Consider the following 14,779-nt stretch of genomic DNA (forward strand, 5'->3'; position numbering starts at 1 on the left):
TTGACCTAGTTTTTTTTAAAATTTCATGTTTCTTTCAATGCAATTGTAATCTTTCTCAATCTTCTGTTTCGATTAGCTTCCATCATCAAATGATTGCAATAACGGGTTCTCTTCCATATGGGATACGAAATAAATTTTGCGCGCAAGTGGTGGTTCAATAGAAATCGCATACACATTCCCTTGCTTTGCCGCTTGCTTTACTGACATTTCTGGAAGTAACGTAATACCAAGTCCAGCTCCGACCATCGCAAGCATCGGTTCTGCATAAGAAGTTTCAAATGCAATGATTGGTTTCGCACCTATCCCCTGAAACATATTCGTAATCAATTTCCTTACATCACAGATTTCTGGGTATACGATTAACTTTTCATTTTGCAAATCTTCCATTCGGATCACTGTTTTCTCTTTATAAAGATGATCATTTGAAACGACACAAACAATTTTTTCTTCTCGCATTTCTTTTATACACGTAGCGCCTTCTACTACTGAATCGACGAACATCGCTTCAATCTTCCGTTCTTTAAAGAGTCCCATTAGTACTTTCGTATGCTCAATTTTCCATTCTACTTCGAATTCTTCACCTAATACATCTTTACATTTTGATATGTAATGAGCTGCTAAACTTGGTAATATACCTATAGAAATTTTCCGCTTCTCTTGAAAAGTCTTCATTTCGGCTTTCACTTCATATATGTGTTTCAAAATCGGTAACATTCTTGTTATAAATAACTCTCCAGCCTCTGTTAACTCCACTCCTTGCGCGGAACGCTTCAGTAAAGTAACCTCTAAATCCGCTTCTAATCTTTGAATTTGCTTACTAAGCGCCGGTTGAGAAATATGTAATAGCTTACTCGCCTTCGATAAACTTCGCGTATTCTTTACTTCAATAAACGATCGTACTGCCTCCAAATCCATCGTACACACCTCTAACCAAAAGTTATAACTGTCATAAAAAATCGATATTTCCTTCTATAAACAATTACTCTTTATACTTATTTCATCAACTTACTATAACGAAATATAAAGGGGAATGAAACTCTTGAACAAAAAACAAATGCTACTCGGATCCCTCTTATGCTTACTTGCCGTAACTGCTTGGGGATTTATGTTTCCTGTCATGGCAAATGCCCTGCAGTTTATCGATCCATTTTTCTTCACAACTATCCGATACGGATCAGCAGCTATTATTTTTCTTATTTTGCTATTCATTACTGAAGGAAGAACTTCACTACGCTTAGAAAAAAGAACACTTTCGTTATTCTTTTACGGAACGGTCGGCTTCGCTGGATACGGTTTTCTCGTTTTTTACGGTCAACAACTTGCCGGACCTTCTGGAGCCATCCATGCCGCGATGATCCAGTCTCTTATGCCACTCATCGCTTTATTATTGCAGTGGCTAACAAAAAATAAACGTCCACAAAACTACACATTCCTTTGTATGTTCGTTGCATTGCTCGGTGTGATGCTTGTCATTTCAAAAGGAAATATTCACTTATTATTTGGAGCTGCCAGTCACCTCTCAACAAATATACTTATGCTATGCGGCGTTACTTGCTGGGTCATTTACACGAACGGCGGTGCTCGTTTTCAATCTTGGTCACCACTCAGGTATACGACGTTAACTTGTCTATTCGGCTCAATTTCACTCATCGTTATCGTCACTTTCTTCACTTACACAAACGTCATTACTGTACCTTCACTACGTACAATTATGAACGTTCGTTTTGAACTCTTGTATATGTCGATTATTGCAGGTGTTATCGCTGTATTTTGCTGGAACACAGGAAATCGCTATATTTCATCTATTAACGGCATATTATTTATGAATTTAGTTCCTATACTTGCACTTATCGGTTCCATCTTTCGAGGTTATACAGTCGACAAAATTGAAATTTCCGGAGCCTCTTTAACAATTATCGCGCTATTATGCAACAATGTATGGCAAAGAAAAGAAAGCACAAAAATCCCCACCTCAGTTCGTTAGGTGGGGATTTTTCACATATGAACAGCTCTTGGCCATTCCTGATACATATTCGTTATACATAATGTTTGTTCCATCCATTGTTCAATTTCCTTCGTGTACATTTCTATAAAAAATGTCTCAGACGGAAAAGAATGCAGCACTTCTGATATATATTGCGGATATAAAAACGGCATATTCATCATGCCTTTTAATTGCGTCATAAACATTGTAAAAGATACCTTTTTGAATTCTCGTTTCATTTGTCCTTGCTTTATGATTTGCTCTATATAATATCTTTCTTTAGAAAAATAAATGGTCATCACTTCGCGAATTAATGTCGTATCCAGTGAAAGCTCTCGGTAGAAGAAACGTGTCAGTTCCCTATTTTCAAATTGATATCGTAAAATCCCACGCACCATTTGCACCATTACATCTTTAGCCGACAAATACTCTCTCTGTTCAAAGGACGTTTCAATTACATGAATATACCCTTCTAAAAAATCCGTAATAAGCTGCTCTAATAGGCCTTGCTTTCCAGCAAAATAATATGAAATATTCGCTACATTCACATCCGCTCGCTTTGCAATGTCTCGCACCGACGTTCCATCATAACCTTTCGTGTTAAACAACGATATTGCCGCATCAATTACTTTTTGTTTCGTCTGTTTCATGCGCTCACTTCCTCTCACTGAACAGCTATAGTTTAAATTTCTTGACTTTTAAGACAAATTCCTTTAATTTTCTATCGACAAAGTCATGTGAAATACATCGTATTTTGCTAATATTTTACACATCTCGATAAAAAAGGGGCTGTTTCCATGTTTACTAAAGAAAGTTATGCAGGATCTCGCGTGCAGCAATATGAGACAGTAATTAAACAACTGGATGCATTATTAACTGGCGAATCAAACGTAGTCGCAAACTTATCAAATGCGTCCGCACTATTAAACCAATTTTTTGATCGTGTGAATTGGGTTGGCTTTTATGTAACAGAAGGAAATCAGCTTGTTCTTGGACCATTCCAAGGGATGCCTGCTTGCGTGCGCATTCCATTTGGACGAGGCGTTTGCGGTGTTGCAGCTGAAACAAAAACAACGCAGCTTGTAGCAGACGTTCACCAATTCCCAGGACATATCGCTTGCGATAGTGCTTCGAATTCAGAAATCGTTGTACCGATTGTGAAAGAAGAAACTGTCATTGGTGTACTTGATATTGATAGCCCTGAAAAAAATCGTTTTGATGAAGTAGATCAGCGCTATTTAGAAAAGTTTGTGGAAACACTCTTAAAACATATTTAAAAAGAAAAGAGCGAGTTATCGATTGCGTACATCACGTACGAAACCGATAGCTCACTCTTTTTTATTGATTCACAGTAGATATTTTCTTTAACGCCTGCTCTAGATCAGACACGATATCTTCCCATGATTCTAAACCGACAGATAAACGTATTAAATTATCGTAAATGCCCATTTCTTGTCTTAGCTCAGCTGGAATCGCAGCGTGCGTCATCGTTGCCGGATGCTGAATTAACGTTTCTGTATCCCCTAAACTTACGGCAATTGTAATAAAATGAAGGTCATTGATAAACGCTTGCGTCTCTTCTTTTCCGCCTTTCACTGAAAAAGAAATCACACCGCCGCCTCGTTTCATTTGGCGAGATGCTAACTCCCCTTCTGGATACCAAACACCTTCTACCGCATCATGATTTTTCAGGAACGATACAATTTTTTCTGCATTATCACAATGACGATCCATTCTTACCGCTAACGTCTTTAATCCGCGTAACAATAACCATGCATCAAACGGCGCCATAATACCGCCAATATCTTTTCGCATCGGGCGAATTTTTTCAGCTAACGCTTTCGTTTTACAAATCGTTACACCCGCCACAACATCGCCATGACCGCCAATATATTTTGTCGCACTATGCACAACTGCGTCACAACCAAGCTCAAGCGGTCTTTGTAAATAAGGTGAACAAAACGTATTATCAACAACGACAAGTAAGCCATTTCGCTTCGCAACCCGAATCACTTGTTTTAAATCGATTAATTTCATCGTTGGATTAATCGGTGTTTCAACGAAAATAACTTTTGTATTTGGACGGATTTTATTTTCGACATCATCCTCTGTCTCCATATCACAAAACGAATGCGTAATCATGAACTTCTCTTCTAATACTTCTAAAAAACCGTACGTGCACCCGTATAATCCATTTGAACAAATAATATGATCTCCAGCTTTTAGAAAACCAATTAATGTTGCGGAAATAGCTGCCATACCAGATCCAAAGGCAAGAGCTTCTTCTCCTCCTTCTAACACCGCCATACGTTCTTCAAATAATTTTACGGTCGGATTTCCAAGTCTTGAGTAAATATAAGACGGATCCACTCCCGCAAAACTCGCCTCCCCTTGCTGCGCAGTCTCAAATGTAAATGTAGACGTTTGAAATAACGGTGGTGTCAAACTTCCTTTATGTTCCTCAGATGTATAACCGTGATGAATTAACGCTGTCTCCATATGCTTCTTTTTCATAAAAACATCCCCTTTTATGTTTTTATTTCCGCATGTTCACCAACAAAAATTTGATGAATGTTTTTTACTACATTTTATGTAAGCGTTTTATTTGTGTTTCTATCACTTCTTTTATATCGTTTTAAATTCCTTCTTGTTAATTTCCAAAATTTATATGCATAAAACAAATACGTACTCGCTTGACGAAACTCTGGGTAAAAGATATAATAGCGTTTGTGTAAAATAAAAAGGCAGCCTTGTAATGTGAGTTTATCGTTTGTATTTTGTTCCTCTACGGAGGTGTATCTCGTAACTCCCTGCTGCTGGAGCGAAGGTACATGAAAACAAAATGCCCGTAAATATCGATTACGTCTGTTTTTATTTTACGTAAATAAAAACATTTTTAAAGGAGGAGTCAACTATGGCTCGTTATACAGGTCCAGCTTGGAAACTGTCTCGTCGTCTTGGAATCTCTCTAAGCGGCACAGGAAAAGAATTAGAAAAACGCCCTTACGCACCAGGTCCTCACGGTCCTAACCAACGTAAGAAACTTTCAGAATACGGTTTACAATTACAAGAGAAACAAAAACTTCGTCACATGTACGGCATGACTGAGCGTCAATTCCGTCGCACATTTGACCAAGCAGGTAAAATGCCTGGTAAGCACGGCGAAAACTTCATGATCCTTCTTGAAGCTCGTCTTGACAACTTAGTTTACCGTATGGGCTTAGCTCGCACTCGTCGCGCAGCTCGCCAATTAGTAAACCACGGCCACATCACAGTTGATGGATCTCGCGTAGATATCCCATCTTACCGTGTAAAACCTGGTCAAACAATCAGCGTTCGCGAAAAATCTAACAGCCTTGTTGTTGTTAAAGAAGCGATCGAAGTTAACAACTTCGTACCAGAATACTTAACTTTCGATGCTGATAAATTAGAAGCTACTTACACTCGTCACGCTGAGCGTTCTGAGTTAGCAGCTGAAATCAACGAAGCATTAATCGTAGAGTTCTACTCTCGTTAATCTCGGTACTCTGAAAAGAGTATTATTAAAAGCCTTAGGAACCTTGTTTATCAAGGGGCCTGGGCTTTTTTTATTGAATATAGCCGATTATATGTATAGAAACAGACCAATTTAACAAAATAAAAAAGAACTGCAAGTATACAGCTAATACAACTTAACCCTCTCTCTAGAATTTCATCCATTTTCTATCCACATTAATAAAAACCTACCCCATAACTCATTTTTCTTTGTTGTACTCTGCTTTTGTTAACATTATTTTTACAACGTATTTATTTGTACATAATCTATACATTCCCTTTTTCTATTTACACTCAACTTAAAAACCTCTTCATCACCCGAGCATCTGAATAAGATTAAAAAACTTAATAAACAAGTATCTCTGTAACTGTCTAATCATTAGAATATTCCATTTACACCCCCTCCTTTAAATTGGTATTATTTTCTTGTAAGGGGAGGGAAAGTTCATGTCTTTAAATATGTATCTCGGTGAAGTACAAGCTCAAACAGAAAGTATGAACGCTTTATGTACCGCTACTATTCAAGGTATGGAACAAATTATTCATTCTATTGACGCTTTTGCATTGGATACTGTTCTACAAGGGCAAACATATAGCAGTGCAAAAGCATATTTCTTACAAACCTTTCGTCCGTTAGCACAAGGAATCATTTACTTATGTGAAGAATTAATTCGTCAAAATGATGCCTTTCCAAGAGACTTTCAATCACAGGTAGCTTCTACAGATGTTATCGAACAGAAGATATTAGAACAAATTCGAGAAATCGATCGAATGATAGCAAGTACAGAAGCGTTCAACCAAACTATGTCGATCCCAGGTATGGACGCTATGGTAAATCTTTTTACTGTCATGAGGCAAAAACTGCAAGAAAAATTAGAACATCTATATGAATTTAATTATACTTCTATTAATAATTATGATACTGCACTCCAGCTAGCCGCTAGCATTGCGACAGGTTTGGCGGAAGTTCAAAGTGGAAAAGGTTTTAGTCCTGCAAGTGGTACATTTAGTACGCAAGGATTGAATATGGAATGGGCGACTTCAATTCAAGCGATTGCAGAAGAAAAGAATCGTCAGGCTGATAATTCCATTGAAGGCAGGAATCTAGTTAAAAGTGATACAACAAATAATATACCTTCTACCTCTAAAGAAACTACTAATGACTTAAAGAAAGCTGCTAGAGACTTAACTGGTGAATTATCAGGTGAATACGATGTGAGGCGAGTTATGGAAGGTGTTGATCCTGACACTGGGGAAAAACTTTCTTGGTGGGAACGTACTGGAGCCGGTGTCATGGTTTTTGCAGGCCTTACACCAGTTGGAAAAGGGATCAAATTACTTAAAGGCGGAAAAAAGGTTGTTACGGCTACAAAAAACTTACTTCGATCAGACGATTATTTACGTTCTACTAAGAATGCAAAGGGAATTAAAAAATCATATATCGACGAATCAGGCAATCTAGTTCCATCTAATAAAGAAGGAATATACAAAGGTAGACAAGTTACAGTTACTGAACATATATTAGGAGGATATAGGAAAGGTGCAAAAAACAATAGTCCCTATACAAGCTTCTCCCCTAATAGTGGTGCTACCGTGAAATATGGAGATAAATCAATCGAACTCGATTTTAATGGTTTACGAACAGCAATCCGTAATGGAGATGTAAAAGATGTAGCAATCTTAAAACCAAAACAAATCGAACGTTTAATTGAGCAGGATAGACTAACAACGCCTCATTGGAAAAAACTCGCTCTAAAGTGGACAAAAAGAGATAATGAGTATTTGATAAAAGGCGAGATACCAAAAGACTATTTCAAAATCCATGAATAAGAAGGTGCAAATATGAAATTATACTTTAAAGATACTGAAATAGGTGAAATCAGAGACGTTTTTGTAGAAACACCATGGATGTATGGAACAATACATTTAAATGATAATAGTAAACCATTTCAGGAATATTTTCGTGAAATGGTAGATGAAGACAGTACTTTTGACTTTGAAAGTATTGATCCTGAATTTCTAGACGATGAAAATTGGTCCGTTTTCGATGAAAACGAAGGGAAATATTTAGGAATCGACATTCCAGCAATCCACATTGAAGATACCACGATTGCATGGCGATGGAGATAAAAATCACACAAAGAAGAACGCCTTATCATAAGGATTAACGTTCTTCTTTTTCATTTTGAATAATGAGTTATCGGCACAATTCAATATAGAGCAAGCATATACTAGATTGCAATCTCAATTAATATCAGTTGTTGAAACAACTCTAAAAGCAAGCCGATATGAAAGAATTGGTTACACAGAGAGTAGCCGAAAAATAGAAGGAATAAAATTTGCAGACGATGTCGCACTATTTGGTCCCGATGTAACTGTTGATGACATTCTATTTAGGGATGTACTCGATGTAACACCTGATTGATATTTAAACTAATGTTTACGTTAGCTTTTCGTTTGTTTCAAATCAAATATCATGGAAAAGGCATATTTGATTTTACTGGTGAAAATATTATAACTAAGATACTTCGAAATGAACTGCATCAAGCGAATTATACATTTGCAAAGACTTCAATTTCACGTACGAAAAAAGAAACAAATTCAGGAAAAATTTTGAGACGTATTTGAAAGAAATGAAAGGTAAATATGCTATTGAGATTAGGTTTAGGGAGGAATAATTGATGGCATATGATTTAGAACTTGAAATAAAAGAGGTACTTGAGAAAATTGATTTTGTAGAAAGATATAAATCCTTATCAGAAAAATTTCCCGATAGAACAAATACATTTGAAAACTATGAAAACGAAAAAGTAATTGTAGTATTTGAGTCTCTTGGCTATAAAGCTCGTTTTATGAAAAAAGAAAATTTTTTTATTGTTGGTGAAGTAAAGAACAAGGATTTCTATACTTTCAGATTCAATATCAGCTTAAAATATGGGCTTGTTGAGTTCATTTGGTCTGCAAGGTATAATGGTGAAGTTAGAGTTGGGAATTCATGGGATATATTTGTAAAAGTATTATCCAATGGTTCTGACAGATTACCGGCAGTATGCTTCCACAGTTACGATGAACTCAAAGAAATCATGAAAATTGCCTTTGAAATGTACGAAGATTTCAAGCGAGAATTAATTCCTATTTATTCATAATGTAAGAAGCTACCGAAGACACCAAAACAGTTACTTCGAGTAGCTTTTATTTATATATATTAAAGTTATTTATTTTCCTCTTTTTGAACATATACATAAGCATCTTTCTGCTCTTTATGTATATCTACCTTCGAATTCTCTGCAAGCTGACCCGCGTTTAGCAAAGAAAAAATAATGAGCGCTTCTAGTGACATTTTGTTTTACCACTCCTTTCTAGTTGTTATACGTTTATCATACCGCTTACATGTGATTTCCGTATGAACTCGAAAAGGAGATTACAACAAAAAGGTTACAGGAATATGAATGCACGCTATAATAACCATTAAATAGGAGGTCGATTCATTTTGACAATAAACCAAATGGTTCAGTTAGGTAGTGCATGTATGTTCTTTACTACTTCCGCGCTTATTAATTGGTATCAGGGGAGTAATTTAATAGATGATCCTAATGAATGGAAATATAGCGCTAAGTTTACAAATTACTTTAAAGGTACCGTTTCAAATTACCAAGATATTTATCAAATCGATTTCTTTATATATGCGGCAAAATTTTATCCAACAGCATTTGTTGTTATGCTTATTAGCTTACTTTATATGCTCGTATTAATTCTTCATATTCTATTTACAAGAACTCGTGAGGCAATCTAAATTTATACATAAAAACCCCGAATCATAGACTTTTCAGCCTACAATCCGGGGTACTATTTGTTTTATATTCGTTTCTGATTAGTAACGAATTAAGAAATATTTCTTTTTACCGCGGCGAATGATTGTGAATTTACCTTCGATGCGGTCGTTTTCTGTTACAACGTAGTCTAATGCTTGTGTACGCTCACCGTTTACGTAGATTGCGCCGTTCGTTACATCTTCACGTGCTTGACGTTTTGATGGAGAGATTTTGCTTTCTACAAGTAAGTCGATTAATACTGTATCTTCTGCAGTACGTTCTACAGATGGTACGTCTTTGAATCCTTGTTCGATTTCGCTTGCAGTCAGTTCTGCTACAGAACCGCTGAATAATGCAGCTGAAATTTTAATCGCTTGCTCTAATGCTTCTTCGCCGTGAACAAGTTTAGTCATTTCAGAACCTAATGCTTTTTGTGCTGCACGTTTTTCTGGTGCTTCAGCTACTTGCTTTTCAAGCTCAAGAATTTCTTCATGAGATAAGAATGTGAAGTATTTTAAGTATTTAACAACGTCGCGGTCATCTGTGTTAATCCAGAATTGGTAGAACTCGTAAGGAGTTGTTTTCTCTGGGTCTAACCAAATTGCGCCGCCTTCTGTTTTACCAAACTTCGTACCGTCAGATTTTGTAACTAGTGGAATTGTTAAACCGAACGCTTTCGCATCTTCTTCTGATTTACGGATTAATTCCAGACCAGCTGTAATGTTACCCCATTGGTCACTACCACCGATTTGCAAGCGGCAATTATGGTTTTGGTATAAGTTTAAGAAGTCGTATGATTGTAAAATCATGTAACTAAACTCAGTGAATGAAATACCAGTATCTAAACGAGATGCTACTGTATCTTTTGCTAACATATAGTTTAAACCGAAGTTTTTACCGATATCGCGTAAGAATGAAATGACATCTAAGTTACCAAGCCAATCATAGTTATTAGCCATCGTTGCTGGGTTGTCCACGTTTTCGAACTCTAAGAAGTTGGAAAGTTGGTTTTTAATGCTTTCTGTGTAGTAAGCAACTGTATCTTTCGTATTTAATGTACGCTCTGCTTTTTTACCACTTGGATCACCGATCATACCAGTACCACCGCCAACAAGTGCGATTGGTTGGTGACCAGCTAATTGGAAACGACGTAACATTAATACTGGTAACATATGACCGATGTGTAAGCTATCCGCTGTCGGGTCGAAACCACAGTATAATTTAACGCTTTCTTTTTCTAATAATTGCTCAAGTCCTTCAGCATCTGTTTGCTGATTAATTAGACCGCGAAATTCAAGATCTTGTAAAATACCCATATCCTACATACTCTCCTTTAAGTTCATTACTGGCGTGAAGGTTGAAAACATAAAAAAATCGCCCCTTCAAATAAGGGACGATTTTGATTATCGCGTTACCACCCTAGTTGCAGGCCAAAAAAGCCTACCACCTTATTTACATAACGGCTTAGCACCGTCTTTTCCCTTTTGAATACAATTCAATCGAAAAAAGATGCTCTAGGGGCGTAATTCGCGATCATCTATGTGCTGATTTTCACCGGCCATCAGCTCTCTAAAACAGGGAAATGATCACTACTTCTCCCTTTCCACGCTCAATTATTCATATACTTTTCTTTATACCATCATTTATATAGGCATGTCAAATAGAGGTCGGGTTTCTCTCCTTGCCAATCCTTTACAACGTCACAAAGAGTATCGTAATAAGAGAAAGAATTGGAACCCCAACTAATAACGATACATGAAACACAACCGATAAATCATTCCCAATCGTCGCCTCCACAGGATCTTTCGCTGGAGAACCAAGAAATCCGATTAATCGATCGAAGCAACTTACCGTTTTTGGAAAATCCGGTATTTCTACATGGTCACTATCTAAATGCTGTTTTAATTTATATTCACTCTTAAAGGGATTTTCGCTCAATTTCATCCACCTCCAGCAATTGTTTCAATTTCTTTATTCCATTATGGAGTCTCGATTTCACTGTTCCAATCGGAATGTTTAATATCTCTGCAATTTCTTTTTGCTGCATATCATGATAATAAGAAAGAATAAGGACAGCTCGCTGTTCTTCAGGAACTTTCAAAATCGCTTCTCTTACTGTGAGCCGATCTTCGTGAGAAAATTCTTTTTCCTGAATCGGCACTAAAAATGGCAAAAGCGTACGCCACTTTTTTCTTCTATTTAATTTATTAATCATAAGACGATAACCAATTTGGAATAAATACGTTTTTATTTTACCTTTTTCAGGTTCATACATATGTTTCTTTCGTTCTAGCGTCAAAAACGTATCTTGCACAAGATCGATACTTAATTGTTCATCTCGGTTAAATCGATATAAAAATGTGTATAGCGCTGGTTTGATCAAAACATATAGTTTTTCTCCCGCCTGTTTATCTCCCTTTTGATACGCAAGCATGAGTTCCTCCTCAATCCCAATCTGCGCCATGATTTTTGATCTCCTTTATTCCTTTTAACGTTAATGAAATGCGGGAAATTAAATAGCAACTTGCGACAATAATCCATACTTGTGATTGATTCGTAAAAAATTGAACATACGGGTTTTGAATTGTCTGTCCGGTTGAAACTAAAATATTTAATGCTTGCACACAAATACATGCATACACTGCAAGACAGGCCGAAATCGTATCAAATACATTCCAGCGAAAATACACTTTTGTTTTTGTAAAATCAATTTTATATCCTTTTTTCCGTACTATATGTTTTCTATCAAACGGAATAATGATTGAAAACATAACAATCATCATGACACCGGCTGTAATCATTGATACTTTAAATCCGATTGGCATCGGTAATAGCAAACCACAAGAAAATACGACTATAATTCCAAGTAAAGCAAAAGTAAGAAGTAACTTATTAGACATATAAAAGCCTCCCTCATCTATTCTTTCATAAATGTATACAGACGAGGAAGGCACTTCGTTCAAATATTATTTTATTTTTTTAATAATCTTCGCAGGATTTCCGCCAACTACTACATTATCAGGCACATCTTTCGTTACAACAGCGCCAGATGCGATCACCGCGTTGTCTCCAATTGTGACACCAGGATTAATAATCGCTCTTCCGCCAATCCATACGTTATCACCAATTGTAACTGGTTTTCCGTATTCTGATCCGCTTATGCGCTCTACTGGGTCAAGCGGGTGTGTTGCTGTATAAATGTGAACACCTGGAGCTAACATACAGTTCACTCCGATTGTCACCGGGCATACATCTAAAATTGTACAGTCAAAGTTCGCGTAAAAATTTTCGCCAACGTGAATGTTATAGCCATAATCACATCTAAAAGAAGATTCAAGATGAATGTTATCTCCAGTCGTTCCGAATAATTCTTTTACGATTTCGCTACGCTCTTTTAATTGCACTTCTGGTGTTTCATTTAATTTTCTCGTTAGTATACGAGCTTGCTCCCTCTCTTGAATCAAAACAGGATCAGCTGGTATGTACATTTCCCCTAGTATCATCTTTTCTTTTTCTGTTTTCATTTTATTATCCCCCTTAACTCGTATGTATAAGTTTATGATACCATAAAAAAAGAAAGGTCTGAACATATTACTTGTTCAGACCTTTCTCTCTTAATCTTCCATCGTTGATAAGTCACCTGTTGGTAAGTTTAATTCCCACGCTTTTAATACGCGGCGCATAATTTTACCACTTCTCGTTTTCGGTAATTTATCCCTAAATTCAATTTGTCGTGGCGCTGCATGAGCTGCTAGGCCTTTTTTTACAAATTGACGAATCTCTTCTTTTAATTCATCAGATGGTTCGTATCCTGCTCGAAGCGCGATAAATGCTTTAATAATTTCGCCGCGCACTGGATCAGGAATACCAATTACACCAGCCTCTGCAACAGCAGCATGCTCAATTAATTTGCTTTCTACTTCAAACGGACCAACGCGCTCACCTGATGTCATAATTACATCATCAATACGCCCTTGGAACCAGAAGTATCCATCTTCATCCATATATGCTGAGTCACCTGATACGTACCAATCTCCCGGCATAAAGTAAGATTCATACTTTTGCTGGTTATTCCAGATTCCACGCATCATCGCTGGCCAACCTTTACCAATTGCTAAGTTACCCATTGTGTATGGAGGAACTTCATTTCCTTCATTATCAACAATCGCTGCTTTCACACCTGGAATCGGTTTACCCATTGAACCCGGACGGATTTCCATACAAGGGTAGTTACAAATAACTTGTCCACCTGTTTCTGTCATCCACCACGTATCATGGATACGCAGTCCAAATGCGTTCATACCCCAGCGAATTACTTCTGGATTTAACGGTTCACCAACGCTTAATACGTGGCGCACTTGTGATAAATCATATTTTTTAATTGCGTCTTGTCCAGCTCCCATTAACATACGGAACGCTGTTGGTGCACTGTACCAAACTGTTACACCGTAATCTTGCAGCGCTTCATACCACGCTTCTGGACTAAAGCGGCCACCTAAAACAACATTTGATGCCCCAACTAACCATGGTGCGAAAATACCGTAAGCTGTTCCAGTTACCCAGCCTGGGTCAGCTGTACACCAATATACATCGTCTTCTTTTAAATCTAATACCCATTTCGCCGTTTGATGGTGCTGCACCATTGCATTTTGCGCATGAAGCACACCTTTTGGCTTACCAGTAGAACCAGATGTGTAATGTAGAATTAAACCGTCTTCACGGCCTAACCATTCAATATGTAATTCTTTTGAAGCTTGTTCAAATAAAGGATTGAACGCTACCGTTTTACCGCCTTCTTCTACATTATCTCCAACAAGGAAGACTGTTTTTAAAGCAGGTAAATCATTTAATGGTACGCGCTCTAACAATTCAGGCGTTGTAATTAACACCTTTGCTTCGCTATCTTCTAAACGATCGCGAACTGCGCCTTCCATAAATGCTTCAAATAGTGGACCAACGATTGCCCCTAATTTCACTGCACCAAGAAGTGCGAAATATAATTCTGGAGAACGCGGCATAAAAATAAAAACACGATCGCCTTTTTCTACATCGCCATAATTTTTCAGGACGTTTCCTGCTTTATTAGAAAAATCCTTCATTTCCTTAAATGTATACTTCTCTTTTCGCGATCCATCTTGATAATAAAGAGCTACTTTATTTTTACGATCGGATTTCGCATGCTTATCAATTGCCTCATACGCCATATTTACTCGGCCTGTCTCATTCCAAGTAAAGTTTTTATTAACCTCTTCCCAGTTAAAATTCGCGTATGCCTCATCATAATTCGGCAAATTATTTTCTCCTTTAATGACAGGAAGCGTTTCTACTTTCATACTTTACATCCCCCTCCTATGTATTCTATTATCTATTATAATAACATTATTTAAAATTTTCAGTATATTTGTTGATTTTTAGACAAATTTTTAATGACAAATTTCGATTCACATCG

General features: G+C 37.0%; 18 protein-coding genes and 1 other annotated feature. Of the genes, 8 read left to right on the plus strand and 10 right to left on the minus strand.

The window, feature by feature from the left end; translation table 11 throughout:
* Positions 1-72 precede the first annotated feature (72 nt).
* Entirely contained in the window at positions 73-915 is an 843-nt protein-coding gene (locus tag MR115_RS09695) for a LysR family transcriptional regulator (protein ID WP_242240997.1), read from the minus strand.
* Between the two features lie 124 nt (positions 916-1,039).
* Between MR115_RS09695 and MR115_RS09700 the strand changes: the two genes are divergently transcribed.
* On the plus strand, positions 1,040-1,984 hold the full coding sequence (locus MR115_RS09700) for a DMT family transporter (RefSeq protein ID WP_242240999.1): 945 nt from the start codon (positions 1,040-1,042) through the stop codon (positions 1,982-1,984).
* Positions 1,985-1,995: 11 nt separating this feature from the next.
* On the opposite strand, the gene refZ is transcribed toward MR115_RS09700, so the two are convergent.
* A complete protein-coding gene (refZ, locus tag MR115_RS09705) occupies positions 1,996-2,634 on the minus strand; it encodes a forespore capture DNA-binding protein RefZ (protein WP_061679867.1) in 639 nt (212 codons plus the stop codon).
* Between the two features lie 147 nt (positions 2,635-2,781).
* Between refZ and MR115_RS09710 the strand changes: the two genes are divergently transcribed.
* Positions 2,782-3,261, plus strand: a complete 480-nt coding sequence (locus tag MR115_RS09710; protein WP_071724301.1) for a GAF domain-containing protein — start codon at positions 2,782-2,784, stop codon at positions 3,259-3,261.
* A 61-nt stretch (positions 3,262-3,322) separates the two neighbouring features.
* Here MR115_RS09710 and megL read toward each other — a convergent pair whose 3' ends face one another.
* Complete coding sequence (megL, locus tag MR115_RS09715) at positions 3,323-4,498, minus strand: methionine gamma-lyase (protein ID WP_071724304.1); 1,176 nt, start codon at positions 4,496-4,498, stop codon at positions 3,323-3,325.
* 400 nt (positions 4,499-4,898) lie between these two features.
* Between megL and rpsD the strand changes: the two genes are divergently transcribed.
* The 5 genes from rpsD to MR115_RS09740 all read left to right on the plus strand — a co-directional run bounded on the left by rpsD (position 4,899) and on the right by MR115_RS09740 (position 8,664).
* Complete coding sequence (gene rpsD, locus MR115_RS09720) at positions 4,899-5,501, plus strand: 30S ribosomal protein S4 (RefSeq protein ID WP_000135322.1); 603 nt, start codon at positions 4,899-4,901, stop codon at positions 5,499-5,501.
* 464 nt (positions 5,502-5,965) lie between these two features.
* On the plus strand, positions 5,966-7,348 hold the full coding sequence (locus tag MR115_RS09725) for a pre-toxin TG domain-containing protein (RefSeq protein ID WP_242241001.1): 1,383 nt from the start codon (positions 5,966-5,968) through the stop codon (positions 7,346-7,348).
* A 12-nt stretch (positions 7,349-7,360) separates the two neighbouring features.
* On the plus strand, positions 7,361-7,648 hold the full coding sequence (locus MR115_RS09730; RefSeq protein WP_098652567.1) for a hypothetical protein: 288 nt from the start codon (positions 7,361-7,363) through the stop codon (positions 7,646-7,648).
* A 106-nt stretch (positions 7,649-7,754) separates the two neighbouring features.
* Positions 7,755-7,943, plus strand: coding sequence for a hypothetical protein (locus MR115_RS09735; protein WP_242241004.1), 189 nt, complete (start codon positions 7,755-7,757; stop codon positions 7,941-7,943).
* A 256-nt stretch (positions 7,944-8,199) separates the two neighbouring features.
* The gene (locus MR115_RS09740; protein ID WP_242241006.1) at positions 8,200-8,664 is read left to right on the plus strand and encodes a hypothetical protein; all 465 of its coding nucleotides are present in this window, start codon (positions 8,200-8,202) and stop codon (positions 8,662-8,664) included.
* 65 nt (positions 8,665-8,729) lie between these two features.
* Here MR115_RS09740 and MR115_RS09745 read toward each other — a convergent pair whose 3' ends face one another.
* Positions 8,730-8,858 (minus strand): hypothetical protein, encoded by a 129-nt coding sequence (locus MR115_RS09745; RefSeq protein WP_000050940.1) that lies wholly within the window; start codon positions 8,856-8,858, stop codon positions 8,730-8,732.
* A gap of 150 nt (positions 8,859-9,008) precedes the next feature.
* Between MR115_RS09745 and MR115_RS09750 the strand changes: the two genes are divergently transcribed.
* On the plus strand, positions 9,009-9,311 hold the full coding sequence (locus MR115_RS09750; protein ID WP_242241008.1) for a YjdJ family protein: 303 nt from the start codon (positions 9,009-9,011) through the stop codon (positions 9,309-9,311).
* Positions 9,312-9,389: 78 nt separating this feature from the next.
* Here the strand turns inward: MR115_RS09750 and tyrS are convergent, their stop codons facing one another.
* The 6 genes from tyrS to acsA all read right to left on the minus strand — a co-directional run bounded on the left by tyrS (position 9,390) and on the right by acsA (position 14,663).
* The gene (tyrS, locus tag MR115_RS09755) at positions 9,390-10,646 is read right to left on the minus strand and encodes a tyrosine--tRNA ligase (RefSeq protein WP_000512075.1); all 1,257 of its coding nucleotides are present in this window, start codon (positions 10,644-10,646) and stop codon (positions 9,390-9,392) included.
* Between the two features lie 70 nt (positions 10,647-10,716).
* Positions 10,717-10,945: a binding site (T-box leader), on the minus strand.
* 77 nt (positions 10,946-11,022) lie between these two features.
* Entirely contained in the window at positions 11,023-11,268 is a 246-nt protein-coding gene (locus MR115_RS09760) for a hypothetical protein (protein WP_242241010.1), read from the minus strand.
* Entirely contained in the window at positions 11,249-11,794 is a 546-nt protein-coding gene (locus MR115_RS09765; protein ID WP_098888776.1) for an RNA polymerase sigma factor, read from the minus strand. The genes MR115_RS09760 and MR115_RS09765 overlap by 20 nt, the downstream gene beginning before the upstream one ends.
* Positions 11,775-12,230 (minus strand): hypothetical protein, encoded by a 456-nt coding sequence (locus MR115_RS09770; protein ID WP_000066455.1) that lies wholly within the window; start codon positions 12,228-12,230, stop codon positions 11,775-11,777. Before MR115_RS09770 ends, MR115_RS09765 begins: the two co-directional genes overlap by 20 nt.
* A gap of 66 nt (positions 12,231-12,296) precedes the next feature.
* Positions 12,297-12,854 (minus strand): maltose acetyltransferase domain-containing protein, encoded by a 558-nt coding sequence (locus MR115_RS09775; RefSeq protein ID WP_061674735.1) that lies wholly within the window; start codon positions 12,852-12,854, stop codon positions 12,297-12,299.
* 90 nt (positions 12,855-12,944) lie between these two features.
* Positions 12,945-14,663 carry an acetate--CoA ligase gene (gene acsA, locus MR115_RS09780; protein WP_016130337.1) on the minus strand — a complete coding sequence of 573 codons (1,719 nt, stop codon included), beginning with the start codon at positions 14,661-14,663 and terminating at the stop codon, positions 12,945-12,947.
* Between the last annotated feature and the right edge of the window lie 116 nt (positions 14,664-14,779).

Origin of the sequence: Bacillus cereus group sp. BfR-BA-01309 (assembly GCF_022664315.1) — a bacterium.
GTDB classification, from domain to species: domain Bacteria; phylum Bacillota; class Bacilli; order Bacillales; family Bacillaceae_G; genus Bacillus_A; species Bacillus_A mobilis.

Bases quoted from the DNA above. Each gene is read 5' to 3' on its own strand.
- MR115_RS09695 (WP_242240997.1), bottom strand. From the start codon at position 915: ATGGATTTGGAGGCAGTACGATCGTTTATTGAAGTAAAGAATACGCGA.
- refZ (WP_061679867.1), bottom strand. From the start codon at position 2,634: ATGAAACAGACGAAACAAAAAGTAATTGATGCGGCAATATCGTTGTTT.
- MR115_RS09710 (WP_071724301.1), top strand. From the start codon at position 2,782: ATGTTTACTAAAGAAAGTTATGCAGGATCTCGCGTGCAGCAATATGAG.
- megL (WP_071724304.1), bottom strand. From the start codon at position 4,498: ATGAAAAAGAAGCATATGGAGACAGCGTTAATTCATCACGGTTATACA.
- rpsD (WP_000135322.1), top strand. From the start codon at position 4,899: ATGGCTCGTTATACAGGTCCAGCTTGGAAACTGTCTCGTCGTCTTGGA.
- MR115_RS09725 (WP_242241001.1), top strand. From the start codon at position 5,966: ATGTCTTTAAATATGTATCTCGGTGAAGTACAAGCTCAAACAGAAAGT.
- MR115_RS09730 (WP_098652567.1), top strand. From the start codon at position 7,361: ATGAAATTATACTTTAAAGATACTGAAATAGGTGAAATCAGAGACGTT.
- MR115_RS09740 (WP_242241006.1), top strand. From the start codon at position 8,200: ATGGCATATGATTTAGAACTTGAAATAAAAGAGGTACTTGAGAAAATT.
- MR115_RS09745 (WP_000050940.1), bottom strand. From the start codon at position 8,858: ATGTCACTAGAAGCGCTCATTATTTTTTCTTTGCTAAACGCGGGTCAG.
- tyrS (WP_000512075.1), bottom strand. From the start codon at position 10,646: ATGGGTATTTTACAAGATCTTGAATTTCGCGGTCTAATTAATCAGCAA.
- MR115_RS09765 (WP_098888776.1), bottom strand. From the start codon at position 11,794: ATGGCGCAGATTGGGATTGAGGAGGAACTCATGCTTGCGTATCAAAAG.
- MR115_RS09770 (WP_000066455.1), bottom strand. From the start codon at position 12,230: ATGTCTAATAAGTTACTTCTTACTTTTGCTTTACTTGGAATTATAGTC.
- MR115_RS09775 (WP_061674735.1), bottom strand. From the start codon at position 12,854: ATGAAAACAGAAAAAGAAAAGATGATACTAGGGGAAATGTACATACCA.
- acsA (WP_016130337.1), bottom strand. From the start codon at position 14,663: ATGAAAGTAGAAACGCTTCCTGTCATTAAAGGAGAAAATAATTTGCCG.